The sequence below is a fragment of the Halococcus sp. IIIV-5B genome (assembly GCF_003602035.1).
Classification (GTDB): domain Archaea; phylum Halobacteriota; class Halobacteria; order Halobacteriales; family Halococcaceae; genus Halococcus; species Halococcus salsus.
The window spans coordinates 1-24,773 of sequence record NZ_QZWE01000021.1 but is presented as its reverse complement, the minus strand read 5'-3'; the positions used below and the strand labels follow the sequence as shown (position 1 = coordinate 24,773).

Below are 24,773 nucleotides of genomic sequence, written 5' to 3'. Positions count from 1 at the left end.
ATCCGAGCGTGAGCGAATACGACGCGGTGGTGTTCGACAGCGACGGGATCCTCGTCGCGCCGCCCCGACGCGAGCGTCAGGTCGCGGCGGCGCGGGCGGCGTTCGACGACCTCGGGATAGGTGACGTCGACCGCGAGACGCTCGCGGGGCTCGTCACCGACCCGAACGCCGACCGGATCGGCGAGCTCGCGGCGGCCTACGACGTCGACCCCGAGGCGGTCTGGAACGCCCGCGAGCGCCACGACGAGCGCACCCAGGAGCGCGCCTTCGAGGACGGGTCGCGGACGACCTACGACGACGTGCACGCGATCGGCGACATCGCGGCCACGCGCGGCGTCGTGAGCAACAACCACCACGCGACGATCGCGTTCGTGCTCGACCACTTCGACCTGGACCACCTCTTCGAGACCTACTACGGTCGCGAGAACGGGATCGAGAACCTCGCGCGCCGGAAGCCGAACCCACACTACCTCGAGCGCGCGCTGGCGGACCTCGACGCGGTCGACGACCGGGTGCTCTACGTCGGCGACAGCGAGACCGACGTGATGGCCGCAGACCGGGCGGACGTCGACTCGGCGTTCGTCCGTCGCCCCCACCGCGAGGAACTGTCCCTCTCCGTCTCGCCGACCTACGAGGTCGCGGACCTCCACGCGGTGCGGCGGATCGCGAACGATCGGTGAGAACTCACCCCCGATAGCTCGTGTCGTTCGTCCGAACCACTTCGATCCCGTCGCCCACCGCTCGAAACTCGTTGATGGCGCAGTTGCCCTGTCCGCCCTCGTCGACGACCGTCACGAAGTCGGTGTCCGTGAGGTGGCTGACGAGGGCGTAGAGCACCCCGCCGTGGGTGACGACCAAGACCGTCTCGTCGGCTCCCGACTCGGCGAGCAGGCGGTCGAATCCCTCGACCACGCGTTCGCGGAGGTCGAGCAGGCTCTCGCCACGTTCGGGGGTTGCGCGCGAGCGCGGACTCGCCCGAGCGCCCGACCGCGAACTCGGGATACTCCGTGAACATCTCGTCGTAGGTGAGCCCTTGATAGACCCCGAAATCCCGCTCGCGCCACGTTTTCTCGAAGGCAGGTTCGGGATCGACTCCTGACTCGTGGAGGATGGTGGCGGTCTCGCGGGTTCGTCGGAGGTCAGAGGCGAGCAGGCGGTCGACGTCGTAGCTCGCGGCGAGGTGGTCGCCCGCCGCGGCGGCCTGCTCGCGGCCGCGGTCGTTCAACGGGGTGGGAGCCCAGCCCTGGAGCCGACGGTCCGCGTTCCAGTCGGTCTCGCCGTGGCGGAGGCAGACGACGGTGGTCATGCGGGGGATGGGACGGCCGGCCGAATGAGGGTTGGTATCGGAGCGAGCGCCCGAGAGGGACGACCTTCCGGATGAGTACGCTGACCACCGGCTCGCACGATACGACCGAGGGACCGCTCCGCAACCGCACCGCCCCGCAACCGTCCACCACCGCCCGCAACCGTCCACCACCGCCCCGCAGCCACGGGTTTCCTCCCGAATCGACCGAACCGTGATGGCGGGGCTGGGGCCGGACCATCACGGTGAACTCGACGGCGGGCTGGCAGGGCGGCTTCGGCCAGCTCCCGTATTCGGTGACGGAGGCCCGGTTCATCGGCCACGGTCGGTCACCGTTCCTGCGTGCGCGTGACCGACCACTCGGGTGGACGGCCGAAAACTATCATTAACGAACCAGAACTTTTTTGGCGAAGATATACGCTACGATCGTCATGGCTGTTACCATACACCTCACCGCGGTTCAGTGGGCAGCACTGGTCGCGCTGCTGGTGGTGACGATGTTCCCGTTCGTCGTCGCTCCGCTGTCGGGGTCGCTCGATGGGTTCCTCCTCGGGCTCCCGGTCTGGTTCTGGGTGTGTTTCGCCGTCGCGCTGGTGATGTACGCCCTCGTCGTCGTCTTCATCACCGCACCTGGAAGCGCCGCCGGTCGGACGACGCGGACGTCGAGAGTGAAGTGAATGGTCGCCATCGTCCAAACGGTCGTCTTCGCGGTCTACATGCTGGGGGTGCTCTGTATCGGGATCGTCGCGTCACGCTACATCGAGGACACACCGAGCTCGTTCTACGTGGCGGACAAGGGCCTCGGCACCGTCATCCTCCTCTTCACGTTGATGTCCTCCATCCTGAGTTCGTTCACCTTCTTCGGGCTCGGCGCACAGGCGAGGGGGACCGGTCTCGGTGTGGCGGCCGTGTTCATCATCAACGTCGTCTTCTGGGGACCGATGTTCGCGTCCTTCGGGACGAAGGTGAAGCGGATCGGCGACCGGTTCGACTACATCACGCCCGCCGAATACGTCCGCGCCAGGTTCGACAGCGAAGTCGTGCCCATCGTCTACATCGCGCTGACGACGCTGGCACTGATCGGCTACGCCACGGTCCAGATCATCGGTGGCGGGGTCGCGCTGAACATCCTGATGGACGTCCCGTACGTGTACGCCATCGTCGCGATGGCGGCGTTCATGGCCATCTACATCCACGTCTCCGGGATGCTCGGCGTCGCCTGGACCGACACCGTACAGGGGTCCATGATGTTCCTCAGCCTCATCGGAGCGGTCGTCGCCATCCTGGTCATCGTCGGTCCGGGCGAACTCGTGAGCGGGGTTCAGAACGTGGACGCCGACCTGTTCACGTTCGAGGGACCGGTCGGGTCGTGGACGCCGCTGTTCGTCGTCACGTTCGGTCTGGGGTTCGCGGTCGCCTCGACGAGTCTGCCCCACCTCTTCCAGCGGTTCCTGGCTGCGGACTCGACCCGTTCGATGCGACGGTCGGCGGTACTCCTCCCGGTCCTCGGACTCCTCATGTCGCTGGCGGGCATCGTCATCGGTGTCTGGTCGGTCGGTATCGTCCCGGACATCCAGAACCCCGACTACGCGATCGGGGAGGTCTTCCTGGAGATCACGGGGCCGGTCGTGTCCGGGATCATCCTCTCCGCAGCCGTCGCGGCGCTGATGTCCACGACCGACTCGCTGCTGTTGTCGCTGAGTTCCCTCATCGGTCGTGACATCTATCGACGGCACATCAACCCCGACGCGAGCGAGAAACGGGAGGTCCAAGCGACGCAGGTGATCCTCCTCGCGCTGATCGTCGTCGCCCTCGTTCTGGCGTACATCCGGCCGGCGACCATCTTCCAGCTCGGCGCGCTCGCGGTCGTCATGCACGGCCCGATAGCGCCGACGCTGTACTTCACGCTCTACTGGGACGGGGCCACCGCCGAAGGGAGCATCGCGTCGATGGTGGTCGGCGAGGCCGTCGTGCTGGGCTACTTCCTCGGTTGGATCCCGAGTCAGTACGAATTCGGGCTCTACTACGGGTTCATCGGCCTCGTCGTCACGCTCGTCGTCTTTGTCGCCGTGAGTAGCGTCACGTCGACCTACGCGAAGGATCTGGCCGAGGAGATCCTCTCGGCGTAGCGCGACGGTCTGCTCTGTCGACGGACCTGGAGAAAGCGCCGCTGGAATCATACACCCCCAGCCCGATGGCGACCCATGGGCATCGACGAACCCGACATCGATCCCGAGACGTTTCTCTCGGACGTCGAGATGCGCATCGGCGAGGTCGTCTCGGTCGAGGACTTCCCCGAGGCGCGAAAGGACGTCTACAAACTCGAGGTCGACTTCGGTGGCGAGACCAGACAGTCGGCGGCCGGGCTGACCCGCTACGGGAAGGACGACCTCGTGGGCCGCCAGGTCGTCGCCGTGACGAACCTCGGGACGGTGAACATCGCGGGCTTCGAGAGCCAGTGTCTCGTGACCGGTGTCGATGACGGCGACGGTGGTGTGGTTCACCTCCAGCCCGAGAGCGAGGTCGAGAACGGTTCCCGGATCTACTGACTCAACCGGCAACCGCGGTTCGACGGCTCAGGTGAGCGGTTCGCCCATCGTCTCGCGGCCGAAGGCGAGCACCACGACTCCCCCAACGACGAACGCCGCGGCGAGGGGTAGCAGTGCGACCAGATAGCTGCGCGAAACGAGCGCCCCGGCGAGGATCGGGCCGATGACGGCGGCGATCTTCCCCACGCCGCCCGCGAAGCCGTTGCCGGTCGCCCGCGCGTTCGTCGGGAAGAGTTCGGGTGTGTAGGCGTAGATCGCCCCCCACGCGCCGAGCGTGAAGAAGGAGGCGGCGAGTAGTCCGCCGAAGAACGGCCAGAAGCCGGCGAGCCCGAGCCCCAGGAAGTCCACCCCCGGCATCGAGGCGGCGAAGACGAAGGTGAACACCCCCGAGAGAACGAGGTACACGCCGAGCGTGGGCTTTCGACCGACCCGCTCGACGAGGTAGGCCGCGCTGAAGTAGCCCGGTATCTGGACCACCCCGATGAGGATGAAGTAGCCGTAGATGCTTCCCACGACCCCCGACGCGCCCACAGTTTGGGGCAGCCAGATGAACACCCCGTAGTAGCCGAAGTTGATGGCGAACCACGCGACCGCGATCATCACCGTTCGTTTCCGGAGATCCGCCTCGAACAGGCGTCGGATTCCAGCGGCGGGGCGGGTGGTGATGGGCCCCTCGATCGGCGTGTGTTCCTCGCCGTTGGTCTCGGCGATCGCCTTGAGTCGGTCGTTCGCGGCCTCTAAATCGCCCGTTCGCGCGAGGAAGTACGGCGTCTCGTGGAGCTGTGACCGGATCACGAACACGAGCAGTGCGGGCAGGGCGGCGCTCACGAACAGCAACCGCCAGCCCTCGACCGCACCGAGCACCGGCAGGGCGACCATGCCGTTGGTGGGGAGCTGGGCGAGGAAGACCCACGCGAGCGCCACGGCGAGCACGTTCCCTATCGGCCAGAAGGCGTCGAGGTAGACCAGATACCGGCCTCTGCGCTCGGTCGGGAGGTGTTCGGAGAGATAGGAGGTGTCGACCGCGAGCGCGCCACCGAGCCCGATGCCGGTGAGGAATCGGAGCCCGAAACCCGAGTAGAACCCGACCGAGAGGGCCGTCAGCCCGGTGAACACCGAGTAGATCAGCACCGTCCACTGGAAGGCCCCCTTCCGCCCGTGGCGGTCGGCGTACCAACCCCACCACCAGTTCCCGACGATCATCCCCATCAGGCTCGCCGCACCCAACAGCCCCGCCGTGAGCCCGGAGAGCCCCCACGCGCCGATCAGCACCGGCAGGGTGAAGCTGATGATGATGACCTCCATCCCGTCGAACGCCCACGCGCCGCCACAGATCGCGAGCAAGCGGTGGTGAAATCGCCCGACGGGAATTCTGTCGAGTACGTCCGACACGGTGACCGCTTCGTTTCGTTCCATCGTATTCGATCGCCTCTATCGAACTCACAGAGTCTCACCGATTTAGTTGTGCGGGTTATCCACAGAAATAGCCGGCTTTGAAGACTCGTATTCTTCGAAGCAGCTCGACAACGTTTATTCGTCGTTCACGGGTAGGTCGTGTATGCAGACCCACATCGTTCCCGTCGGGTTCGACTACGACCGGCTCATCGCCCCGCTGGTCCGGGACAAACTCGACGTCGACCGGGTGATCCTCCTCGAAGGCGCGGTCGGGAGCGCGGCGAACGTCGAGTATTCTCGAAATCTCGCGGCGAAGCTCGAACAGGACTTCAGGAACCTGCTGGGGGCCGAAACCGAGCGGTTCGTCGTCGAAGATGTCTACGACTACGACGCGGCGTTCGAGCAGGCCTACGGCCTCATCAACGCCGAACTCGACGCGGGTCGGGACGTCTGGGCCAACGTCAGCGCGATGCCGCGACCGGTGAGCTTCGCCTTCGCCACCGCCGCCCACTCCATCGGGGTCGAGCGCAGCGCGGACCGCGACCGGATCCACACCTACTACACGGTGCCCGAGAAGTACCTCGAAACCGAGCTCGCGGAGGAGCTCCGCCGCCAGACCGACCTGCTGGACGACCTCGGGACGGAGATCGACGACGACCGGATCGGCGAACGCGTCGCGAGCGCCCGGGACCTCCTCGCGGAGTTCGACGAACGTGGGACCACCATCGGCGCGAAGGCCGTCGAGGGCTCGCACATCCTCGAAATTCCCGTGGCCTCCTTCTCGAACGTCAAACCCTTCGAGGAGCTGATCCTGTTCAAGCTCGGCGAGGACGGTCCGTTCGAGAGCGTCTCCGAACTCGCCCACGCCCTCGCGCGCGAACTCTCCGAGGAGTACACCGACAGCTTCCGCTCGAAGGTCATCTACAACGTCGACCGGTTGGGACCGAGCGACAAGGGCTACATCGAACAGGACTCACAGGGCAAATCCCACCGCACGAAGCTCTCGCGGATCGGGGAACTCTGGGTGCGCTCGCACGCCGACGACGCGACGGCCACGGAGGAGTGATCGCGGGACCGCTCGATCGCACCGACCCCGCGCTCACGCGGCGGGAGCGGGGTCGGCTTCGGCCCGGACCGGCTCGCCGAACGCGTAGACCGTGTTCTGCGAGGTCACCACGACCTCGACGAAGTCGCCGGGCTCGATGCCGCGCTCGTCCGCCTCGCGAATGATAACCTGGCGGTAGGCCTCGTCGTAGGCCTTCACCGAATCCCCAGTCCCCTGCTCGACCACCAACACTTCGTGTTGCTCGCCGACCATCGAGCGGTAGGCGTCCTCGACCACGTCCATCTTCAGGTCCGTCATCGCCGACGAACGCTCCTTCTTCAGCGTCCCACCCAATCCCTTCATGTCGGCGGCGTCGGTCCCGGGGCGCTTCGAGAAACGCGTGACGTTGATCTTCTCGGGCGTCGTCTCCCGGAGGAGATCCATCGATTGCTCGTGGTCGGCGTCGGTCTCCGTGGGGAAGCCCACGATGAAGTCCGTCGCGAGCGTCCAGTGGTCGAGGTGGTCGTCGAAGGTCTCGACCACCTCGCGGAACTCGCTCACTTGGTGCTGGCGGCGCATCGCGCCGAGCACGTCGTTCGACCCCGACTGCACGGGAATGTGGAGGAAGTCGTAGAGCTTCTCGTTCGCCGCGAAGACCTCCGCGAGCTCCTCGCGGATTCCGTGCACCCCTTTCGGGTTGGCCATCCCGACCCGAACGCGGAAGTCGCCCTCGATGTCACAGATCCGGTCGAGGAGTTCGTGGAGCACGCGCTCGCCCTTATCCCAGCCGTAGACACCCGTGTCCTGGCCAGTAACTCGAATTTCCTTCGCGCCGGCGTGGACCAGCGCGCGGGCCTTCTCGACGTTCTCCTCGATGGGTGGCGAGTCGATCTTTCCCGTGGCGTGCTTCGTGATGCAGTACGAGCAGTTGCTCATGCAGCCCCGCGCGATCGGGAGGATCCCGATGACACCGTCGAGGATCGGCTCCGCGCCGGGGGCGGTGGTCGGACACTCGCCGTTGCGGACGACCTCGGGGACCTCGTCCCAGCCACAGACCCGGGCGTCGACGTCGGCGAACTGCTCGCCCTGGGCGAGCGCCATACAGCCCGTCACGACGAGGTCGGCCGTTTCGTCCTCCAGTTCGCGCGCCCGCCGGAGCATGTTGGTCTCGGTTTTCTCGACCACGGTACAGGTGTTGAGGATGGCCACGTCGGCTGCTTTCGGCCCGTCGGCGGGGTGGTGGCCCCCGTCGCGAAGCCGGCGCTCGATCTCGCGGCTCTCGCCACGGTTCGCGGTGCAGCCGTAGGTTTCGATGTGATAGCTGGCCATCCGGTCACCGTCGCTCGGGGCCGCGCGGGCAAAAACGCGACGGACTCGCGGCCTCACCCGTGAGACGAGGACTCCGTCCGAGCGGCGAGATAGACGACCGCCAGTTCGCGGAGCGCCGGATGGGAGACGGCTGATGGGCGCGCGTCGAGAACGACGTCGAACGCCTCGGCGAGGCTCGTCCGCTCCTCCGCGGCCAGGGTCGCCGCGAGTACCGTGCTGCTCCGCGAGATCCCCGCAGTGCAGTGGACCAACAGGGAGCCGTCCCGGCGAAAGAGCCATCGAGCGGTGTCGACCGTGCTTTCGAACGCCGACCAGTCGTTGCCCGGCCCGTCGACGAGTGGCCGGTGGTGGGTCGTCAGCGGCTCTGTATCACTGGCAAGCGTGAGCACGAATTCGAACGCCCGGTCGTGGCGCGCGGGATCGACCGCGAGCCGATTCCCGAGGAACAGGTCGTGCTCGCCGATCCGCCGGATCACCGGGTGGTCCTCGACGAAGCCGAACGGGCGGCGCTGCGGTCCATCGTGCTGGTCCACGTTCCCGATCGCCCCCGTCTGACCAAACCGACTTCGTTTCGTGCCGTGCGTTTATCCTGCCCCGATTCCACTCACCGCTATGACGACACTCACCCTCGGGAGCGCGGGATGAAACAGGAGACCACGGCGGCGACGGTACCGACCGACCGCCTCGAAAGCGCGTTTCGAACCCTGGCGAACGAGACTCGGGTCCGAATCCTCTTCGAACTCTACGATTCCCCCGACCGGGCGGTGTCCTTCTCCGACCTCAACGACCGCGTGGGCCTCGGCGACAGCGGCCGCTTCAACTACCACCTCAAACAGCTCACCGGCCGGTTCATCTACCGGACCGACGAGGGCTACTCCCTCCTGTTCAGCGGCCTCGCGGTCTGCCGGTCGATGCTCGCGTCGTTCGCCGACGAACACAGCGTCGAGCCGTTCGCCCTCGACAGCGAGTGCTACGACTGCGGGGCGACCCTCGTGGCGCGCTACGACCACGAGTACGTCGTGATCGGCTGTCCGGACTGCGGCATCGAGTTCCACGATTTCCCGTTCCCACCGGGAACCCTCGCGGGTCGGGACACCGACGACCTCCTCTGGGTCTACGACGGCTGGATGCGCGCCCAGACCGCGCTTGCCGTCGACGGCCTCTGTACGTGGTGTTTCGGCCGTCGAACTTCCGAACTCGTCGCCGGCGAGGACCCCGACGACCCGCCGACGGTCGTCCACACCTGTCAGCGCTGCGGGGCCGACATGCACACCGCCGTCGGCGAGACCTTCCAGTCCTCGCCCGCCGTCATCGCCTTCCTCTACGACCACGGCATCGACGTCTGGCGCACGCCCTCCTGGGAGATCGAGTACCTCTGGGACGCACAGTACGTGGTGGTCGAGAGCACCGACCCCTGGCGGGTGCGCTTCACGATCCCCGCCGACGACGAGACCTTCTCGCTCACCATCGACGGCGACGTGCGAGTGCTGGACGTGACACGCGAGTAGTTCCGCCGCCGGATCGTCGAAAATCCTGAAATTTTACATAAATCGCCTTCGGTTGAACGGATTACAGAAATGTATTTCAGATAACACTTATCGGGAACGGTGGACTACGGTGGAGTAGAGATGAACTACGACGGATTCGCGGACGCCGGAGGACGTATCGAGCGGTCGAGTACCGACTTCGGGGGTCGGAGTCCCGCTTCCGGCAGCGCAGGGCCGTCCGTCACGGCCGCGCTGCGCTGGCTGGTCGGAGGTGCGCTCGGGCTCCTCGCCGTGTGGCTGGTGGGCTACGGGCTCCCGGCGTTCGGCGGCTTGCTCGCGGCCACGGTCGTTGGATTCGTCGGGCTCTGGGCGGTGCCGTGGCTCGTGGTGAGTGGCGTGGTTCGCGCCATCGAGGCCGGCGAGTAACTCACTCGGTCGCCGCGTCGAACCCCTCGACGATGGCGACGCCGCTCGACGCACCGACCCGCTCGGCACCCGCTTCGAACATCGCGTTCGCTTCCTCGTAACTCCCGATTCCTCCACTGGCCTTCACCGGGAGGTACTCGCTCATCAGTTCGACGTCGGCGACGGTCGCGCCGCCATCGGCGAACCCGGTCGCCGTCTTCACGAAGTCGGCGTCGGCGGCGACGGCGCACTCGCACGCACGGTGCTTCTCGTCGTCGTCCAAGAGGGGGGCCTCGATGATGACTTTCACGGGGACGGGCACACCGGCGACCACCTCGGCGAGTTCGTCGGCCACGGCGTCGTCCTCGCCCGCGCGGAGCCGCCCGACGTTGAGTACGACGTCGAGTTCGTCCGCGTCCGCTTCCCACGCCCGCACCGCCTCGTCGCGTTTGGTCTCGGGTGCGTGCTGGCCGTGCGGGAAGCCGACGACGGTGGCGAGGGTCACGTCGGGACCCGTCTCGCGGGCGACGTCGAGATAGCACGGCGGCACGCAGGCGTTCATGCCGTACTCGGCGGCTTCGCCGACGACCCGTTCGACGTCCCCTGGGGTGGTTTCGGGACCCAAGACCGTGTGGTCGATGGCGGCGGCGAGCGCGGTGCGGTCCATGCCCGCGTGAGACGGTCGACCCGGATAACTCCGCGGTCGGCCGACCGCAACGCTTTCGCCCGCCCCACTGCCGATTTCGCTATGCAGGTTCTTCAGATCCTCCCCGAGGGGTCGACGCTCCCCCCGTTACCCTATCTCGTTGTGCTCGCGCTCGCGCTCGCCGGCGTGGCGCTCGCACTCCGTCGGCTCGGCCCGCGCGTCACCGACCGAGTGGTGGTCTCGTTCGCGCCGTGGATGGTCGTCGGCTCGTCCTGTTACGTGCTCTATCAGGTCTACGAGACGTCCTCGTTCCTTCTCAAACCCTTCTTCTCCTCGCCCACGGTCTACGTCTCGGTCGCGGTGCTCGCGGGCGCGGTCTGGGCGGCGAGCGCGGCCGCCGACCTCCCCGTCGACCGCTGGCGGCCCCCATCCGTCCCGAGCGTGGTCGGTCTCTCGGGTGCCCTTCTGGCGGTCGTCGTGGTCGGCTGGGCGCTCGTGTGGAGCGCACCCGGTGACCTTCACCCGGTCTGGCCGGCGGTGGCGTTAGCGGTCGCGGTCGTCTGCGCGGTGACGGTCTGGGCAGCGCTCCGACGGCTGGTGCCCGCGACTCGCGTGACCGGCCTGGTCGGCGGGCTCTGCGTCTTCGGCCACGCGCTCGACGGCGTCTCGACCGCCGTCGGGATCGACGTTCTGGGCTTCGGCGAGCGCTCGCCGTTCTCCCGGGCGATCATCGAGTTCGCCGCCACGCTCCCGACCGCTCCCATCTTGGGGGCTGGCTGGCTGTTCGTCGTCACCAAACTCGCGCTCGCGGCGGCGGTACTCGTCCTCCTGGCGAGTTACGTCTGTGAGGAGCCCGGTGAGGGCACCCTCCTGCTCGGCGCGGTCGCCGCCGTCGGGCTCGGCCCCGGCGCACACAACCTGCTCCTGTTCACCATCGCATCGTAGGATTCTCCAACGTCAACGGGGATCTCGTGCGGGCGGTGTACCGCCGGCGACCGGGAACCGGCCGAATCGCTGGTGTATCGTTGCGGCTGGAACGGGCGCGACAACGATAAATACGGACTCCGTCCACGGGAACGTACACTTCGAGATGGTCCCTCAGACCCGCATCGCAGCCTACTGCGGAATCGCTGGAATCGTGACGTTCTACGGGTCGCTTCTCTCGGCAGTCGTTCTCTCGCCGTCGTTTCGCTGGACGACGGGTGCGATCTCCGACCTGGGCGCGGTCGGGGCCGACCACGCGTGGACATACAACGGCGGGTTGATCCTCGGGAGCCTCTTCTCCCTCGTGTTCGCGTATGGCGTGTTCACGAGCAGTGTTCACCGGGTCGAGTACGTCGGGGCCGCTTCGGTAGCGTTCGCCTATCTCCTCGCGGTGTTGGCCGGAGTGTTCCCCTACCCGACCCCGCTCCACGACCCGATCGCGCTCGTTCAGTTCCTCCTGATCCCGGTCGGACTCTGGGTTTACGGAGCGGGGAACCTCCTTCGCGGGGCACCGCGTCTCGGTGCGGCAACGCTCGGTCTTGGAGCCGTCGCCGCTGGGGGAGTCGTGTGGTTGCTCGCCGTCGCTGCAACGGGGTCGGAGGCGTTCGCCCTTCCGGAACTCGCTGTCATCGTCCCGTTCGACACGTGGGCCGCGATGACGATCTGGCGGCTCTATTGACTCTCCTCTTCACCTCACGACAAAATCCACAGATCCTCTGTATAGAAACACTCAATAAATCTTGAAGAGTCCTCAAACGGCCGAAAACTAAGGTACGGGCTTGTGTCTCCCGGGAGTTCCGGTTTCCTGCCGTTCACCGCCGCATCTTGACGAATGCCGCCCATCAGACGGGTTCCCACGAACGGCACGCTATCGAGCGTCTACCTTCCACTTTTGGGATCTCTCGGCAAGATATTGATCGAAATCCCACTCCACCGTATCGGGTGGTAGCTATTAGTAACGCGGATTCCTACGACCGGTCATGTCCGACACCGAATCCGCCGTCCGGCCCGACGCACCGCTCGACCTCTCGCTTTCCGACGACGAACTCGACGCCACGCGGGACCGGATCACCGAGTTCATCGCCGACACCGCCGACGACGCTGGGGCCGACGGCGGCGTGCTGGGGCTCTCGGGCGGCATCGACAGCACCCTGACGGCCTACCTCACCGTCGAGGCCCTCGGCACCGACGGCCTCCACGGGCTCGTGATGCCGAGCGAGGTGAACAGTGAGGGGAACATGAGCGACGCCGAGCGCGTCGCCGAGGACCTCGGGATCGAGTACGATGTGCTCGCCATCGAACCCATCGTGGACGCCTTTCTGGATGCCTTCCCCGAACCCATCGAGGACCACGAGGTCGAATCCGACCCGCTCAGAACCGCCGTCGGCAACGTCCGGGTTCGGACCCGTGCGGTGCTCGGTTACTTCGTCGCCAACCACGAGAACCGGATCGTGCTCGGCACCGGCAACCGGAGCGAGGCGCTTGCGGGCTACTACACCAAGTACGGCGACGGTGCGGTCGACTGCCTCCCCATCGGCAACCTCTACAAACAGCAGGTCCGCCAGCTCGCGAGCCACGTCGGCGTCCCCGACGACCTCGTGAACAAAACTCCCACGGCGGGGATGTGGGTCGGGCAGACGGACGAGGAGGAGATGGGGATGAGCTACGACACCCTCGACGCGGTGCTCGCGCTCCACGTCGACGGTCCGCTCTCGAAGAGTGCGACCGCGCGCGAACTCGACATCGACCCCGAACTCATCGAGAACGTCGAGACCCTCGTCGCCCGGAGCGCGCACAAACGCGAGATGCCGCCCGCACCGTAACCCGTCGACTCATTTCTCCGACCCCCGCCGTTCGACGAGCTCCGCGAACGCCTCGGCTTCCCGGTCGTCCTGAACCGCTGCCGACGCATCGTCGTGCAGGCGCTCCTTCACCGCTCGAAGCGCGGCGGGGTCGTTCTCGGCGAGTGCGGACACGACCGTCGCCGGATCCTCGACGACCCGCGAGACCAGCCCCATTCGGAGCGCTTCCTCGGCATCGACGACCCGTCCGGAGAGCGAGAGGTCGAGCGCGTTGCCGTCCCCGACGATAGCCGGGAGGCGGTGCGTGCCGCCCCACGCGCCGAACAGCCCGAGTTTCACGCCGGGTTCGGCGAACGTCGCGTCGGGCGTGGCGACCCGGAGGTCACACGCCAGCGCGAGCTCGACCCCGCCGCCGCGCGCCGGACCGTCGACGGCCGCGACGACCACTGACTGGGTCTCCTCGATGGCGTTCGCGACGTGCTGTCCGCACCGGGCGAACTCGGCCGCGCGCTCGCCGTCGAGGGCCGCGACCGCGTCGAGGTCCGCCCCCGCACAGAAGGCGGGTCCCGCACCGCGAAGGCAGATCACTGGGGTTTCGAGCCGTTCGATCCCGGTTTCGAGGGCGGCCAGTGCGTCGGCGGTGAGCGCGTTCCGTTTCTCCGGGCGGTCGATCGTCAGCGAGCCGACGCGACCGTCGGTTTCGGTGCGTATCATGCCGACGACTGTGTACGGTTTCCAAAGGCCTTTGCCCTCCGCGCGCCTCTTTCAGCGTGATGGATGACGCCTCCCACGTCCGTCGTGCCGCCCGGGAGGCCGTCCGTGACGTCGACCCCGGCGCGTTCCGCGACGCCATCGAGACGGTCGTCGAGAGCGGGTCGATGGCCCCCGGTGTTCTCGTGGTCCTGTCGGCACGCGCCGCCGACGAGCCGGTCGGCTTCGGGACGGTCGCCACCCGCGCCGCGGGCACCCAGCTCATCTACGAGGGGCTCCGATTGACCCGCGCGCTGGCCCACGACGCGCCGTGGGAGGACGAGGACACCGACGCGAACCTCGACGTCCTCGTGGCGGACGTCCTCGTCGCCCGCGGGTTCTACCTCCTCGCGCGAACGGAGGCCGCCGAACGCGCTGTCGAGACCGTTCGAGCCTTCGGTCGGGACCGGACCGCCGCCGCGCCGACGGACGACCCCGTCGGCCCGCTCGAAGCCGACGTCCTCGACCTCGCGCTCGTCGCGGGCCTGACGGCGGTCGATGTCCACCCCTCGGCGGCGTGTCGCGAGTTCGTCGCCGACCTCGCAGAGTCGTTCGACGGGGAACTCCCGCCAGCGGACGACGCGTTCGACCCGACGACCCGCGAGTCGCTCGCCGCCCACGTCGACACCCCGGTCCAACCGGCGGGCGTCGGGTCGGCGACCGATCCGTGAATCGAAACGGATAAACGCGATTCGCCGATAGTCGTGGATGGCGCCTGGGTAGCTTAGCGGTAAAGCGCGTCCTTGGTAAGGACGAGACCCCGGGTTCAAATCCCGGCCTAGGCTTTTCGGGTTTTCACAGTTCTCATCAAGCGATAGCTCAGCCGCTTGGACGCTCGGCTCCGGACTCGCGTCGCCGCTCCCGTCACTCACGGTCGGTCTGGCGGATGAAAAGTACGATCGTGCGCAGTTCGAGTAGGCTACGCCCGAACCAACCGAGGACTACGAGGTGCTGGAGCGGGAGCAGTCGCCCGTATCGTCAGCCACTCGTCTCCGTTTCGGGGGCCTGCGCGGAGGGAACCTCGTCGGTGACGATCACCTCGCCGTAGTTCTCACAGCCTTCGTGACTACACCGGAGGTCCATCTCGTCGTCGTAGGCTCCCCGGTAGCCACAGACGGGACAGGTCACGGTCTCATCCCTCGCTCGTCGAGCCTGGTCTGATCGCCCTCATCTTCGATAGATACACGTCAGTGGCACGGTACAAAAGTGATTCGTCGGCGGCAACGGAGCTGTTGGATTCGCCGGTCGTCGGTCACACGACCGCCCGGTGAGCCGTCACGTGGACGACGCGTTCGACGCGAGCGGCCTCTGGGAGTGCTCAGCTCCCACCGGTGCCGGCGACCCCGCCGACGCCGCCCGTGCCGCTGTCGCCCTCGTGACCACCGAACTGGACCTGTTCGTTCGTGACGTCGACGACGAACTCGGACTCGTTGGTATCGGTGTGCGTCTCACCCGTCGACGTCTCGATCTCGGCCTCGATCCGCACGCCGATCGGGCCCACGTCCTCGGACGCACCGTCCTCTTCGGCCTCGAAGCGCTCCTTGCTCCACGACGCCGACTCCGAGATCAGGCTGATCTCGGAGTCGAACGTGTACTCGCCCTCACCTGACTGGCCGGCCTCGGAGAGGGACTTGGTTTCGCTTCCCAGCTCCTCGTACTGGCCGTCGAGACCGCTGCCCTCGGCTTCGAGGGTGAACGTGATCGACTCCGGCGAGGAATCGAGCGCCGACCACGAGTAGGTCGGCACCGGCTTGAACCAGATGTCGTCGATGGAGCCGTCCCCGGACGTGATGGAGACGTCGTCGGCGGTGAAGGTCCGCTCTTCGAGCGCGAACACCGGCTCCGTCCCGAAATACTGGAGCCCGCCCACACCGACCGCCCCGGCGACGCCGAGCGCCCCGACGCGACGGAGAACCGTTCGTCGACCGATGCCGTTCTGCTTGTCGTCGTCGTTCGTCATGGACGATGTTTCCGTCGTCCGACCTGTCAATGATCGCTCTAGATGTTTAGGTCGATGGTCACCGACCCTTGTGTTTATTTCCACACACTCCTCGCTAAACCTCGCTGTGTCCGTACCGTATTCACTCGACTGCACGATGCGAAACCGCGTCCTCTTCGGGCGTGTCGAGGACGTTCGCCGCGAACGGTCGGCTACGCGGTCGCGCTCGGCTGGAACACGTTCACGCGCTCCCAGTTGTGAGGCAGCTCCCCCTCGGGGAGGTCGTCGAGTCGTTCGAGGTCGGCCGCTCGAATCCGCTTCATTCTGCACGAACAGCTGTATTCGAGCGTCGACCGGTTGTCGGGCCGTTCCGCGACGACGGTGAGGGAGACCCCCTCACCACACGAGTCGCACCGGTACATCGGTGGTCGCATGCCTACCGGATCGTACGGGCGACGAACCCATCAGACCCATGCTTTCGATGGCCAGTCGCCGCCCGTTCGCGTGTTCCCGCGACCGCGTATGCCGTCCAGAACGTGTATGTCGTCCGCGGCGGGGTCACCGTTCGACAGCAGGGACGAACACTCCCCTCTTCTCGTGGACGAACGAGCCACCTTTCCCGAACTGTTATAACGAACGGGCCTGCAAGAGCAAGTATGGCGACGCAATCGAGGGATACCCCGCTCGAAGCGTGCGACGAATGTGGTGAGACGGTTCTCGAAGAGTATCTCGAGGACGGCGCTTGTCCCGAGTGCTGTTCGGGATCGGACTGAACGCCGACTATTCGAGCAGTCCGGACGGGTAGTTCCCGGTCGAGTCCGGAAGGTCGGCCCGTCGAGCACTGGGGACGGTGTCCGTGGACTTACACCGGGGACAAGCCAACGTCGTCCCCCCAGCCAGGGGTTGTTCGACCTCGACGAGGTCGTACGTTGCCTTCCCGCACGAGTTGCAGTACACCAGTTCTGCGTCGTCTTCCATGGCGAATATCCGTATCGACCGTGATCGGCCGTTCGTCTTAGTCGTTCGGACGGCGGTTCTCGGGGATCGACACGGTTTCGGTGATCCGCTTTCGTTCCGGCTCTCGAAACAGGAGGCCGGAACGGCACCCGACACTCCCGACTCGAACGCCAAACGGGCACGTTCTGTTCCCCTGAAATAATTGGTTCCTGGGCACGACCTCTCACTGTTCGATAAAAAGACGTAGAAAATCCAATGTGGCTACTGTTCGGAGACGACTTGACGTAGAAATAGACGAGTAGAAAACTCTACTACCTCTCGTGTGTGAGTGTTGTACACACATGAGTGACGATACCAGTACCACTCCTCGACAGACCCTCGACGACCGTCTCTTTCGCTGTCCGGAGTGCAACACCCCGTTTCTGGAGGAACGGGCGATGAAGAGCCACCGAACGGAGAGCCACCGCTGAATCGCGGACGAACTGGAGGGATGGTCCCTAATCGATGCTACCGCACCGGTTCCGCCTGCTATCCGAAACTACTGCCTCCCCCTGCACAACCCGCTCTTCGACAGTGACGGAGGCCGCGCCCGGATCAGCGAAGCGACTTTAGTATATTCGATGGCTATTATCGAGCATGCCGAAGATCAGCGTCGACGTCCCCCAAGAGCTCCTCGACGACCTCGACAGCCACGTCGGTGAACACGGCAAGTTCGTGAACCGGAGCGAAGCGATCCGGGCCTCGATGCGGAAGACCCTCGATCTGCTCGACGATATCGACGACCGCCACGGCCGACTCGACAACGAGGAGTAGGCCCGCCTCGCTCGTTTGACCACCCTTATGCTACTGTGGGATAATAGCCAGCTATGCCCCGAATCGCCTCGAACGAACATCGAACCGGTTCGTCGTCGGCCATCGGCGACTCGTCGTCGGCTATCGGTGACGAACGGACGCTCTCGATCGGCCACGAACGGCCGATCCGTATCAGTACGGGCCACCGACTGCGTCGGCACGACGGCAAGTGTAGCCGTCCACACGGCCACAACTACGAGGTCGGCGTCGAGGTCACCGGCACGCTACGGGAGGAAGGCTGGGTCGTCGACAAGGGGACGGTGACGGCCGTCATTGACGAGTGGGACCACCGATTCCTGCTCGAACACGGCGACCCCCTCGTCGAGGCCTTCGAGGACGCTGGCGACGGCGACGCGCTGGTCGTGCTCGACGCGCCCCCGACGGCCGAGGTGATGAGCATCGTGCTCGAACGGCGATTGGTCGAGCGGCTGCCGTCGACGGTCACCGACGTAGCCGTCTCGGTCGCCGAAACGAGCGAACTCCGGACGGAAGCCCCGAGATAGCATGCCGGTCAACGCCGAGGCCGAACCCGGTGAGGACGCGCGAAACGAAGTCGACCCCGACGCGGCGGGGCTGCCGGTCAACGAGCTCTTCTGCTCGCTTCAGGGCGAGGGAAAACTCGCCGGCGTTCCCTCGGTCTTCGTTCGAACCAGCGGCTGTAACCTGCGCTGCTGGTTCTGCGATTCGTACCACACCTCGTGGGAACCGACCCACGCCTGGATGGGGATCGGAGCGATCGTCGACGAGGTGACGAGCCACGACCGGGCGGAACACGTCGTGATAACCGGCGGCGAGCCGCTGATCCACGAGGATGTCGTCACCCTCATCGACACGCTCGGGGATCAGGGCTACCACGTCACCGTCGAGACCAACGGGACCGTCCACCGCGACGCCGCGATCGACCTCGCGAGCATCAGCCCGAAGCTCGCCAGCAGCACCCCTACGCCGGCACGGGACCCGAAGGGTGACGGCGAGTGGCGTGAACGCCACGAAACGCGCCGTCTCGACCTCGATGCACTGACACAACTCGTCGAGGACTACCCCACACAGCTCAAGTTCGTCGTCACCGATCCCTCGGATCTCGACGAGATAACCGACCTCGTCGACCGGGTTCGCGAACGAACGAGCGCTCGGATACGGAACGGGGACGTGCTCTTGATGCCCGAGGGACGAACCGAAGCCCAGATCGCCGGGGACCGTGGGACCGTCGCGGACCTCGCGATGGAACACGGCTACCGGTACACCCCGCGCCTCCACGTCAATCTCTGGAACGACGAGGCGGGGCGATAGCCGATGCAACCATCCCTGCGAACCGACGTCGACACCCTGTACCATCTTCCACCATGACTGACGAAACCGACACGACTTCGACGGCGTTCGTGCTCCTCTCGGGCGGTATCGACTCGGCGGTCTGCCTGCAGCGGGCGCTCCGCGACCACGACCAGGTCGAGGCGATCCACATCGACTACGGCCAGCAGACCGAGGCGATCGAGCGGGCCAACGCCGAAGCCCAGGCCGACCGACACGACATCCCGCTTCACGACTGTGACTATCGGACCGTGTTTGCGGGGTTCGCCGAGGGAACCATCGAGGACAAGGCGTACGACCGGGATCACACCACCGACGAGCGCCACAGCGTCGGCTACGTCCCCCAGCGAAACCTCCACTTCCTCACCACGGCCGCCGCGCTCGCCGAGCACCACACCGACGCTGGCGAGCCCATCACGCTCTACCACGGGGCCCAGCGAAACGACGAGACCGACTACCCCGACTGCCGACCGAGCTTCATCGAGGCCGCCCAGAGCGCGGTCGACCGCTCGACCGACCAGCACTCGATCCGGATCCGGACGCCGATAATCGACCGCTCGAAAGCGGACGTCCTCCGCCTCGGTGAACGTCTCGGGGTCGACTGGGAACGCACCTTCAGCTGCTACAACGACGTGGATGGAGAGCCCTGCGGGGAGTGTCCGGCGTGTATCGAGCGCGAGGAAGCGTTCACGGAAGCGGGTCTTCAGGACCCACTTCACTGATCCGGCGATAGCTGGTTCGATCCCTGACTTCGTTCCCTTGGTCCCCGCTGGAAGCTCCACTACCGTCGCTTTGTCGTCATCCTTTCACCTGAGAGTCACAGCCGCCGCCCCTCGATCAGACAATAATTTCTGATACAGGACTGGATCCAAAGTAAATCAACTTTCTCAACAAATCAGACCTCTATATTCGAGATATACCTCGAGAAGGCTTCGAATACTCACAAGTCAACGGATACTCGTGGTTTAAACAAAAAAGCGAAAATCTATCGGTGGGGCCCACTGCTTCCTCACCATACCCGTACAACATCACGCAAATGACCGTCTCTCGGGAAAATCGAAGGCTGCTTTAGAACACCGTCGAAGCGACGAACGAAGCCCTCTAAGCGTGTACTGTTTGCTGACGATCCTCGGTCGATCAGCGATCTTTCCACAGCTACCCGTCCTCGGCAAATTAATTAACTCTGTCTTTGACTCTTGCTCCCGTGAGTAGCACTCTCCACGGATAGCCGTTCCTCGAACTCGTGTAACGACCCTACTGACGTTACGGGTCGACCGGTGTCCCTGGTCTCGGTCGGCTCTTCACTGTTCCGACCACGTCGGACAGTGGCTTCGGTCGTGCTGGGCGGGACTCACGCGTACCGGAGTTTGATGCGGATCGTCTCGGCGATGTTCCCGATCCGCTCCGGGATGTCGTGCTCGAAGCGATCGCCGGTGAGTCGGCCGACAGGGGCGGTGAGCCCGATCGCGGCGCTCGGGCCATCGGGACGCGGGATCGGGGCCGCGACGCCGCGGATACCGTCGAGCCGCTCCTGCCGGTCGTAACTGATCCCCTCGCGTGCTATCCCGTCGAGTTCCGCGTCGAGTGCGTCGCGGGAGGTGATCGTGTTCGGACCGACTTCGGGGAGCCCGTACCGATCGAGGACCGTCTCGACACGGTCCCGTGGCGTGTGTGCGAGGATCGCCTTGCCGGTCGCGGTCGCGTGAAGCGGCAGCCGGATCCCGGTGAACGTGTCGGTTCCGATCGCCTCGTCACCGCGCGCGAAGTAGACGTGCGCTCCGCGTCCCTGGTCCGGGACACAGAGGCCGACCTCGTCACCGAACTCGGCCGCGAGCTGGTCGACTTTGGGTTTCGCGTACTCGAAGAGCCGCGTTCGGTGGCGTCGATGCCCGCCGACCTCAAGGAACCGGTAGCCGAGGTCGTACGTCCCGTTCCGCGTCGTCAGGAACTCGCTCTCGACCAGGGTCGTGAGGTGGCTGTGGACGGTGCTCACCGGGAGCCCGAGCCGACGCGCGAGCTCCGAAACCCCGAGCGGGCGCTCGGCCACCCGGAGCTCCTCGACGATCCGGAACGTCGTCCGAACGGCCTTGATACCGTCTTCGTCGGGCATGTCCTCGAATTCACAGCCGGTGAACATAGACCTTCCGACCATAGGGGATGGTTGTGAAACCGAAGTCGAGCCGAGAAAAAGACGAATAATTCGAGATAGAGCCGGTAGCTACGAAAAGACGCCGAAAAGACGATAAATACGATCAATTTTCGACTTCGACTACGGCTCGAACTATCCGTCACTGACGGAGGCGATCGGACGAACGCGATTTTCGTTTATGATCGTTCACTCTACCCTTCCCTATCGTCGGAAACAAGTGCCGTTGCTTCCGACATGGATGAATTTGGGCCCTTCGGTCTAGTTGGTGACGACAGGCGACCGTGTCGCGCGAATCCGGTGTCGATAGAAGGGAGTGGTTCTGCGGCGTCTCAGCGGGGCCGGCGCGCCCGGCGGTCGGGGAGGTCGGGGAACGTCGCGTGCGGTTCGCGCTGGTACCAGTAGGCGACCGAGGCGACGTCGTCGGCGCGTTCGAACAATCCGGTCCCGTCGTTGCCGATGGTCTGGACCGTGACCCGGAGGTCCTCTCGGAACCGGATCGGGTCCGGGACGTGCCAGCGATAGATCCCGTGATATGGCGGATGTGAGCCGTCGTGCTCGTAGTACGGATGGCCGAGATACGGCGTCGAGTAGGTCTCCTGGTCCGTGAGCCCCTTCGCGCCGGTCGGGAGGAAACACCACGCTCCGCCGGCGTAGTCCTCGGTTCCCGTGCCACAGAGGGTCGGTTGCTCGTCGCCGTCGAGGTAGAACTTCACCTCGCCCTCCCCCCACCAGTGATCGCCGAGCGCCACCCACGCGAGGTAGGTGCCGACGTACTGGCCGTCACCCTCGATACCGTCGACGATCGTGTGGTCTTCGCCGAGCGTCGTCGGGTTCGTCCGCCGCCACTGGGCGTGGAACGTCGCGACGTCGTCGTCGACCACCTCCTCGCTGTAGTCGATCTGGTAGAACAGCATCAGGTCCTCGTCGTGTGCCGATTCGAGCGTGACCCGCGCCCCCTCGCGGAACGGCATCGGGAAGTAGCAGTTGAAGCCACCCTTCGGCGCGACCACGACCGGCAACGAGTTGACCGTCGCGAACCGCCCGTGACCGCTACAGAAGAAGTCCCCGAGCGGGGCCTCGACCGACGGCTCGTCCTCGTCGTCCCAGTACGCACGCAACACGAGGTTCCGAAGCGCGTGGTCCTCGCTCGCGTCGCCTCCAGAGACCGTCATCCAGACGTGTCGGATGACCCCCGATCCCTCGATCGCCGCGAGGGTCGCCGTCTCGCCCGGCTCGACCGTGACGTTCGGTCGGCCCTTCCGGCCCGGACCGAGGTCGCTGGCCGCCGTGCCGCCACCGCCGACGGCACCCGTCGGGTTCTCGGGCGTTATCGAGCGGCTTCGTTCGTCGCGCAGTTCCGTCAGTCCGTCGAGGCCGAATCCCTGTGCCATGCGTCGACCCCTGATGCGACGGTGATCGGCTTAAGCGCTGAGTTCCGTTGCGGGTCGAGCCACCGCGTTCGCCGAAAGAGGTATGCCACGACGGCGGCCACCAGTCGAGTCGTGAACGTCCTCTACCTCGACTGCGATTCGCTGCGTGCCGACCACCTCGGCTGCTACGGCTACGACCGAAACACCTCGCCGACCATCGACGCGCTCGCCGCACGCGGTCGGCGGTTCGAGAACCTCTACGCCTCGGATACGCCGTGTCTCCCCTCGCGAACCGCGCTGTTCACGGGCCGGTTCGGGTTCCACACTGGCGTCGTCAGTCACGGCGGTCGGAACGCCGACCCGCGACCGATCGGCGCGCGCCGGGCGTTCACCGGTCTCGGCGAGTTCCACACCTGGCCGGCCGCGATGCAGCGCGCGGGCTACCACACCGCCTTCGTCTCGCCGTTCCCGTCGCGACACGGTGCACATCACGTACTCGACGGCTTCGACGAGTGGCTCGACACCGGCGGCAACGGTCGCGAGACCGCCGACGAGGTCACGGCGGCCGCCACCGAGTGGTTAGACGGCCGGCCCGGCGACTGGTACCTCCACGTCAATTTCTGGGACCCACACACGCCGTACCGAACCCCACACTCTTACGGCGACCCGTTCGCGGACGACCCGACGCCCGGCTGGCTCACCGACGAGCGGATCGCAACCCAGCGCGAGCAACCGGGGCCGTTCAGCGCCCGCGACCTCCACTTCTACTGGGACGGCGTCGGCGACGAGGAACCGCCGGTGGTCCACGAACGGATGCCGGACGCGATCCGCGACACCCACGATTTCGGCCATCTCGTCGACGGTTACGACACCGGCATCCGGTACATGGACGACCACATCGGAACGCTCCTCGAAACGCTGGACGAACGCGGGCTCATCGAGGAGACCCTGATCGTCGTCAGCGCCGACCACGGTGAGAGCCTCGGCGAGCGGAACGTCTACGGCGACCACGCTACCGCCGACGACCCCGTCACCAACGTCCCGCTGGTCGTCGCGGGTCCCGGCGTCGAGCCGGGCGTCGACACCGCGCTCAGATATCACCTCGACCTGCCGCCGACGGTGATGGAACTCGTCGGCGGTGAATCAGGCCCCCGGTGGGACGGCCGGTCGTTCGCCGCGGCGCTCGCCGGCCGCGACCCGACCGCCGGCCAGCGGGAGTACGTCGTGACGTCGACCGCCGCGTGGGCGGCCCAGCGTGCGATTCGATGGGACCGATATCTCCTCTGTCGGAGCTACCACGACGCCTACAAGGCGCTCCCGGCGGTCCAGGTCTTCGACGTCCACACCGACCCCCACCTCACCGACGATATCGCCGACGAACGGCCCGAGGTAGTCGGCACCGGACTCGCCCTCCTCGACGAGTGGAAGAGCGCTCGACTCCTCGACACCGCCCGCGACCGCTCCGGCGGCAACCCCGACGCGCCCGGCGCACCCGCCGACCCGGTCTGGGAGGTGCTCGTCGACGGTGGGCCGTTCCACCCGGACGACCTCGAACCCTACCTCGACCGCCTCCGATCGACCGGACGGGCGGCGCATGCGGACCACCTCGAACGAACCCGGGGATTCGTTCCCCAGACGGGTCTCGCGGGGCGGGTGATCGAACGGGATCGGTGAGGTTCAGTTCGAAACCGGTGTCGACGCGAACTGCCGGAGCTTCGACGCGCCCGTGACGACCGACTCGACCGGGTCCGAGGGGTCCTCGTGTTCGTAGATCAGCCACTCGACGCCCGCGTCGGTTGCGGTCTTCGCCCCGCGCTCGACGTCGAGGTCGCCGTCCCCGAGGTTGACGAACGTCTCCGTCGCGAAGTCCATGTCCTTCAGGTGGACCCGCTCGATCCGGTCGCCGTGTTCCGCGAGGAGGTCGTAGGGGTCGACGCCGGTGACGCCCGCCCAGCCGAGGTCGAACTCGATGCCGACCGACGGGTCGGTCGCCTCGATCAGCAGCTCGAAGCGGCTCCGGTCGCCCGTCGCTTCGAACTCGTGGCGGTGGGTGTGATAGAGGAATCGGAGGCCGTGCTCGGCGAGCGCTGCGCTGTACGCCGAGAGCGCTCGTGCGGTCTCGCGTGTCGCCGCCTCGGAGCGGTAGTGCTCGGGCCCGAGGAAGCCGAGCACGACGGTCCCGCAGTCGAGCCGCTCGCAGGCGGTGACGACCGCCTCGATGGACTCGTCGAGGTCCGCCGCGGCGACCGAGAGACCGGCGACGGTGAGCCCGGTCTCGTCGAGCGCGGCCACCGTCTCCGCCGACGGGGCGTCGTAGTGGACCATCTCGACACCGTCGACGTCGGTTTCGGCCGCTATCCGAACCTTCGTGCCTTCGGAGACGGCGAACCCGTCGAGGGTGTAGAGTTGGATCGCGGTTTTGACCATAGGCTACCTACGGAGCTACCGACATAGTGGTTTTGGTGCCGACGGTGTCCGACGTCGCCACCGAGGCGGGTTCCCC

30 protein-coding genes, 1 tRNA gene and 1 pseudogene are annotated in these 24,773 nt (G+C 66.2%); 18 read left to right on the top strand and 14 right to left on the bottom strand.

Annotated features, from left to right (window positions below):
- Positions 1-8 precede the first annotated feature (8 nt).
- Positions 9-680, top strand: coding sequence for an HAD family hydrolase (locus D3261_RS13780; protein WP_120073309.1), 672 nt, complete (start codon positions 9-11; stop codon positions 678-680).
- A 4-nt stretch (positions 681-684) separates the two neighbouring features.
- On the opposite strand, the gene D3261_RS20880 is transcribed toward D3261_RS13780, so the two are convergent.
- Together D3261_RS20880 and D3261_RS20875 are read right to left on the bottom strand one after the other, a co-directional pair.
- Positions 685-1,002: a histidine phosphatase family protein gene (locus D3261_RS20880; RefSeq protein ID WP_255409227.1), complete on the bottom strand. Its 318-nt coding sequence runs from the start codon at positions 1,000-1,002 to the stop codon at positions 685-687.
- A gap of 103 nt (positions 1,003-1,105) precedes the next feature.
- Positions 1,106-1,306, bottom strand: a pseudogene (locus D3261_RS20875) (histidine phosphatase family protein); the annotation flags it as partial.
- A gap of 428 nt (positions 1,307-1,734) precedes the next feature.
- Here D3261_RS20875 and D3261_RS13770 point away from each other — a divergent pair.
- The 3 genes from D3261_RS13770 (at position 1,735) to D3261_RS13760 (ending at position 3,852) form a co-directional block, all read left to right on the top strand.
- On the top strand, positions 1,735-1,980 hold the full coding sequence (locus D3261_RS13770) for a hypothetical protein (protein WP_233553995.1): 246 nt from the start codon (positions 1,735-1,737) through the stop codon (positions 1,978-1,980).
- Positions 1,981-3,432, top strand: a complete 1,452-nt coding sequence (locus D3261_RS13765) for a sodium:solute symporter (protein ID WP_120073307.1) — start codon at positions 1,981-1,983, stop codon at positions 3,430-3,432. It begins immediately after the preceding gene.
- 75 nt (positions 3,433-3,507) lie between these two features.
- A complete protein-coding gene (locus D3261_RS13760; RefSeq protein WP_120073305.1) occupies positions 3,508-3,852 on the top strand; it encodes a tRNA-binding protein in 345 nt (114 codons plus the stop codon).
- 27 nt (positions 3,853-3,879) lie between these two features.
- On the opposite strand, the gene D3261_RS13755 is transcribed toward D3261_RS13760, so the two are convergent.
- Entirely contained in the window at positions 3,880-5,268 is a 1,389-nt protein-coding gene (locus D3261_RS13755) for an MFS transporter (protein WP_120073303.1), read from the bottom strand.
- Between the two features lie 142 nt (positions 5,269-5,410).
- Between D3261_RS13755 and D3261_RS13750 the strand changes: the two genes are divergently transcribed.
- Complete coding sequence (locus tag D3261_RS13750; RefSeq protein ID WP_120073302.1) at positions 5,411-6,313, top strand: DUF6293 family protein; 903 nt, start codon at positions 5,411-5,413, stop codon at positions 6,311-6,313.
- 33 nt (positions 6,314-6,346) lie between these two features.
- Here D3261_RS13750 and D3261_RS13745 read toward each other — a convergent pair whose 3' ends face one another.
- Positions 6,347-7,621 carry a tRNA (N(6)-L-threonylcarbamoyladenosine(37)-C(2))-methylthiotransferase gene (locus tag D3261_RS13745; protein WP_120073300.1) on the bottom strand — a complete coding sequence of 425 codons (1,275 nt, stop codon included), beginning with the start codon at positions 7,619-7,621 and terminating at the stop codon, positions 6,347-6,349.
- A 53-nt stretch (positions 7,622-7,674) separates the two neighbouring features.
- Positions 7,675-8,154 carry a dual specificity protein phosphatase family protein gene (locus D3261_RS13740; RefSeq protein WP_233553994.1) on the bottom strand — a complete coding sequence of 160 codons (480 nt, stop codon included), beginning with the start codon at positions 8,152-8,154 and terminating at the stop codon, positions 7,675-7,677.
- 108 nt (positions 8,155-8,262) lie between these two features.
- On the opposite strand from D3261_RS13740, the gene D3261_RS13735 reads away from it, so the two are divergent.
- Positions 8,263-9,129, top strand: a complete 867-nt coding sequence (locus D3261_RS13735) for a helix-turn-helix transcriptional regulator (protein ID WP_120073296.1) — start codon at positions 8,263-8,265, stop codon at positions 9,127-9,129.
- A 120-nt stretch (positions 9,130-9,249) separates the two neighbouring features.
- Positions 9,250-9,534, top strand: a complete 285-nt coding sequence (locus D3261_RS13730) for a hypothetical protein (RefSeq protein ID WP_120073294.1) — start codon at positions 9,250-9,252, stop codon at positions 9,532-9,534.
- 1 nt (position 9,535) lies between these two features.
- Here D3261_RS13730 and deoC read toward each other — a convergent pair whose 3' ends face one another.
- A complete protein-coding gene (gene deoC, locus D3261_RS13725) occupies positions 9,536-10,180 on the bottom strand; it encodes a deoxyribose-phosphate aldolase (RefSeq protein ID WP_120073292.1) in 645 nt (214 codons plus the stop codon).
- 81 nt (positions 10,181-10,261) lie between these two features.
- On the opposite strand from deoC, the gene D3261_RS13720 reads away from it, so the two are divergent.
- From D3261_RS13720 to D3261_RS13710, 3 genes are all read left to right on the top strand, one after another.
- Positions 10,262-11,104, top strand: coding sequence for a DUF63 family protein (locus D3261_RS13720; RefSeq protein ID WP_120073290.1), 843 nt, complete (start codon positions 10,262-10,264; stop codon positions 11,102-11,104).
- Positions 11,105-11,249: 145 nt separating this feature from the next.
- Complete coding sequence (locus D3261_RS13715; RefSeq protein ID WP_120073289.1) at positions 11,250-11,822, top strand: DUF998 domain-containing protein; 573 nt, start codon at positions 11,250-11,252, stop codon at positions 11,820-11,822.
- A gap of 301 nt (positions 11,823-12,123) precedes the next feature.
- Entirely contained in the window at positions 12,124-12,966 is an 843-nt protein-coding gene (locus tag D3261_RS13710) for an NAD+ synthase (protein ID WP_120073287.1), read from the top strand.
- Between the two features lie 9 nt (positions 12,967-12,975).
- Here the strand turns inward: D3261_RS13710 and D3261_RS13705 are convergent, their stop codons facing one another.
- Entirely contained in the window at positions 12,976-13,659 is a 684-nt protein-coding gene (locus D3261_RS13705) for an enoyl-CoA hydratase/isomerase family protein (RefSeq protein ID WP_120073285.1), read from the bottom strand.
- 59 nt (positions 13,660-13,718) lie between these two features.
- Here D3261_RS13705 and D3261_RS13700 point away from each other — a divergent pair, with 59 nt between their 5' ends.
- A complete protein-coding gene (locus D3261_RS13700) occupies positions 13,719-14,366 on the top strand; it encodes a hypothetical protein (protein WP_120073283.1) in 648 nt (215 codons plus the stop codon).
- 42 nt (positions 14,367-14,408) lie between these two features.
- Positions 14,409-14,480 (top strand) — tRNA-Thr (locus D3261_RS13695).
- A 193-nt stretch (positions 14,481-14,673) separates the two neighbouring features.
- On the opposite strand, the gene D3261_RS20060 is transcribed toward D3261_RS13695, so the two are convergent.
- The 4 genes from D3261_RS20060 to D3261_RS13680 all read right to left on the bottom strand — a co-directional run bounded on the left by D3261_RS20060 (position 14,674) and on the right by D3261_RS13680 (position 16,612).
- Positions 14,674-14,823 (bottom strand): hypothetical protein, encoded by a 150-nt coding sequence (locus D3261_RS20060; RefSeq protein WP_158589392.1) that lies wholly within the window; start codon positions 14,821-14,823, stop codon positions 14,674-14,676.
- 190 nt (positions 14,824-15,013) lie between these two features.
- A complete protein-coding gene (locus D3261_RS13690) occupies positions 15,014-15,655 on the bottom strand; it encodes a hypothetical protein (protein ID WP_120073281.1) in 642 nt (213 codons plus the stop codon).
- Between the two features lie 191 nt (positions 15,656-15,846).
- Positions 15,847-16,056, bottom strand: a complete 210-nt coding sequence (locus tag D3261_RS13685; protein WP_233553993.1) for a hypothetical protein — start codon at positions 16,054-16,056, stop codon at positions 15,847-15,849.
- Between the two features lie 358 nt (positions 16,057-16,414).
- Entirely contained in the window at positions 16,415-16,612 is a 198-nt protein-coding gene (locus D3261_RS13680; RefSeq protein ID WP_120073277.1) for a hypothetical protein, read from the bottom strand.
- 320 nt (positions 16,613-16,932) lie between these two features.
- Between D3261_RS13680 and D3261_RS20870 the strand changes: the two genes are divergently transcribed.
- From D3261_RS20870 to D3261_RS13655, 5 genes are all read left to right on the top strand, one after another.
- On the top strand, positions 16,933-17,061 hold the full coding sequence (locus D3261_RS20870) for a hypothetical protein (protein WP_255409226.1): 129 nt from the start codon (positions 16,933-16,935) through the stop codon (positions 17,059-17,061).
- 166 nt (positions 17,062-17,227) lie between these two features.
- Entirely contained in the window at positions 17,228-17,404 is a 177-nt protein-coding gene (locus D3261_RS13670; protein ID WP_120073274.1) for a ribbon-helix-helix domain-containing protein, read from the top strand.
- Positions 17,405-17,457: 53 nt separating this feature from the next.
- The gene (locus D3261_RS13665; RefSeq protein ID WP_120073272.1) at positions 17,458-17,946 is read left to right on the top strand and encodes a 6-pyruvoyl tetrahydropterin synthase family protein; all 489 of its coding nucleotides are present in this window, start codon (positions 17,458-17,460) and stop codon (positions 17,944-17,946) included.
- A 1-nt stretch (position 17,947) separates the two neighbouring features.
- Positions 17,948-18,733, top strand: a complete 786-nt coding sequence (locus D3261_RS13660) for a 7-carboxy-7-deazaguanine synthase QueE (protein WP_120073271.1) — start codon at positions 17,948-17,950, stop codon at positions 18,731-18,733.
- Between the two features lie 53 nt (positions 18,734-18,786).
- Positions 18,787-19,473 (top strand): 7-cyano-7-deazaguanine synthase, encoded by a 687-nt coding sequence (locus tag D3261_RS13655; protein WP_120073269.1) that lies wholly within the window; start codon positions 18,787-18,789, stop codon positions 19,471-19,473.
- A 629-nt stretch (positions 19,474-20,102) separates the two neighbouring features.
- Here the strand turns inward: D3261_RS13655 and D3261_RS13650 are convergent.
- Both D3261_RS13650 and D3261_RS13645 read right to left on the bottom strand, forming a co-directional pair.
- Positions 20,103-20,861 (bottom strand): IclR family transcriptional regulator, encoded by a 759-nt coding sequence (locus D3261_RS13650; RefSeq protein ID WP_158589391.1) that lies wholly within the window; start codon positions 20,859-20,861, stop codon positions 20,103-20,105.
- A 368-nt stretch (positions 20,862-21,229) separates the two neighbouring features.
- On the bottom strand, positions 21,230-22,291 hold the full coding sequence (locus D3261_RS13645; protein WP_120073266.1) for a glycoside hydrolase family 172 protein: 1,062 nt from the start codon (positions 22,289-22,291) through the stop codon (positions 21,230-21,232).
- 111 nt (positions 22,292-22,402) lie between these two features.
- Here D3261_RS13645 and D3261_RS13640 point away from each other — a divergent pair, with 111 nt between their 5' ends.
- The gene (locus D3261_RS13640) at positions 22,403-23,944 is read left to right on the top strand and encodes a sulfatase (protein WP_120073265.1); all 1,542 of its coding nucleotides are present in this window, start codon (positions 22,403-22,405) and stop codon (positions 23,942-23,944) included.
- A gap of 3 nt (positions 23,945-23,947) precedes the next feature.
- On the opposite strand, the gene D3261_RS13635 is transcribed toward D3261_RS13640, so the two are convergent.
- Complete coding sequence (locus tag D3261_RS13635; RefSeq protein ID WP_120073263.1) at positions 23,948-24,697, bottom strand: sugar phosphate isomerase/epimerase; 750 nt, start codon at positions 24,695-24,697, stop codon at positions 23,948-23,950.
- Positions 24,698-24,773 lie beyond the last annotated feature (76 nt).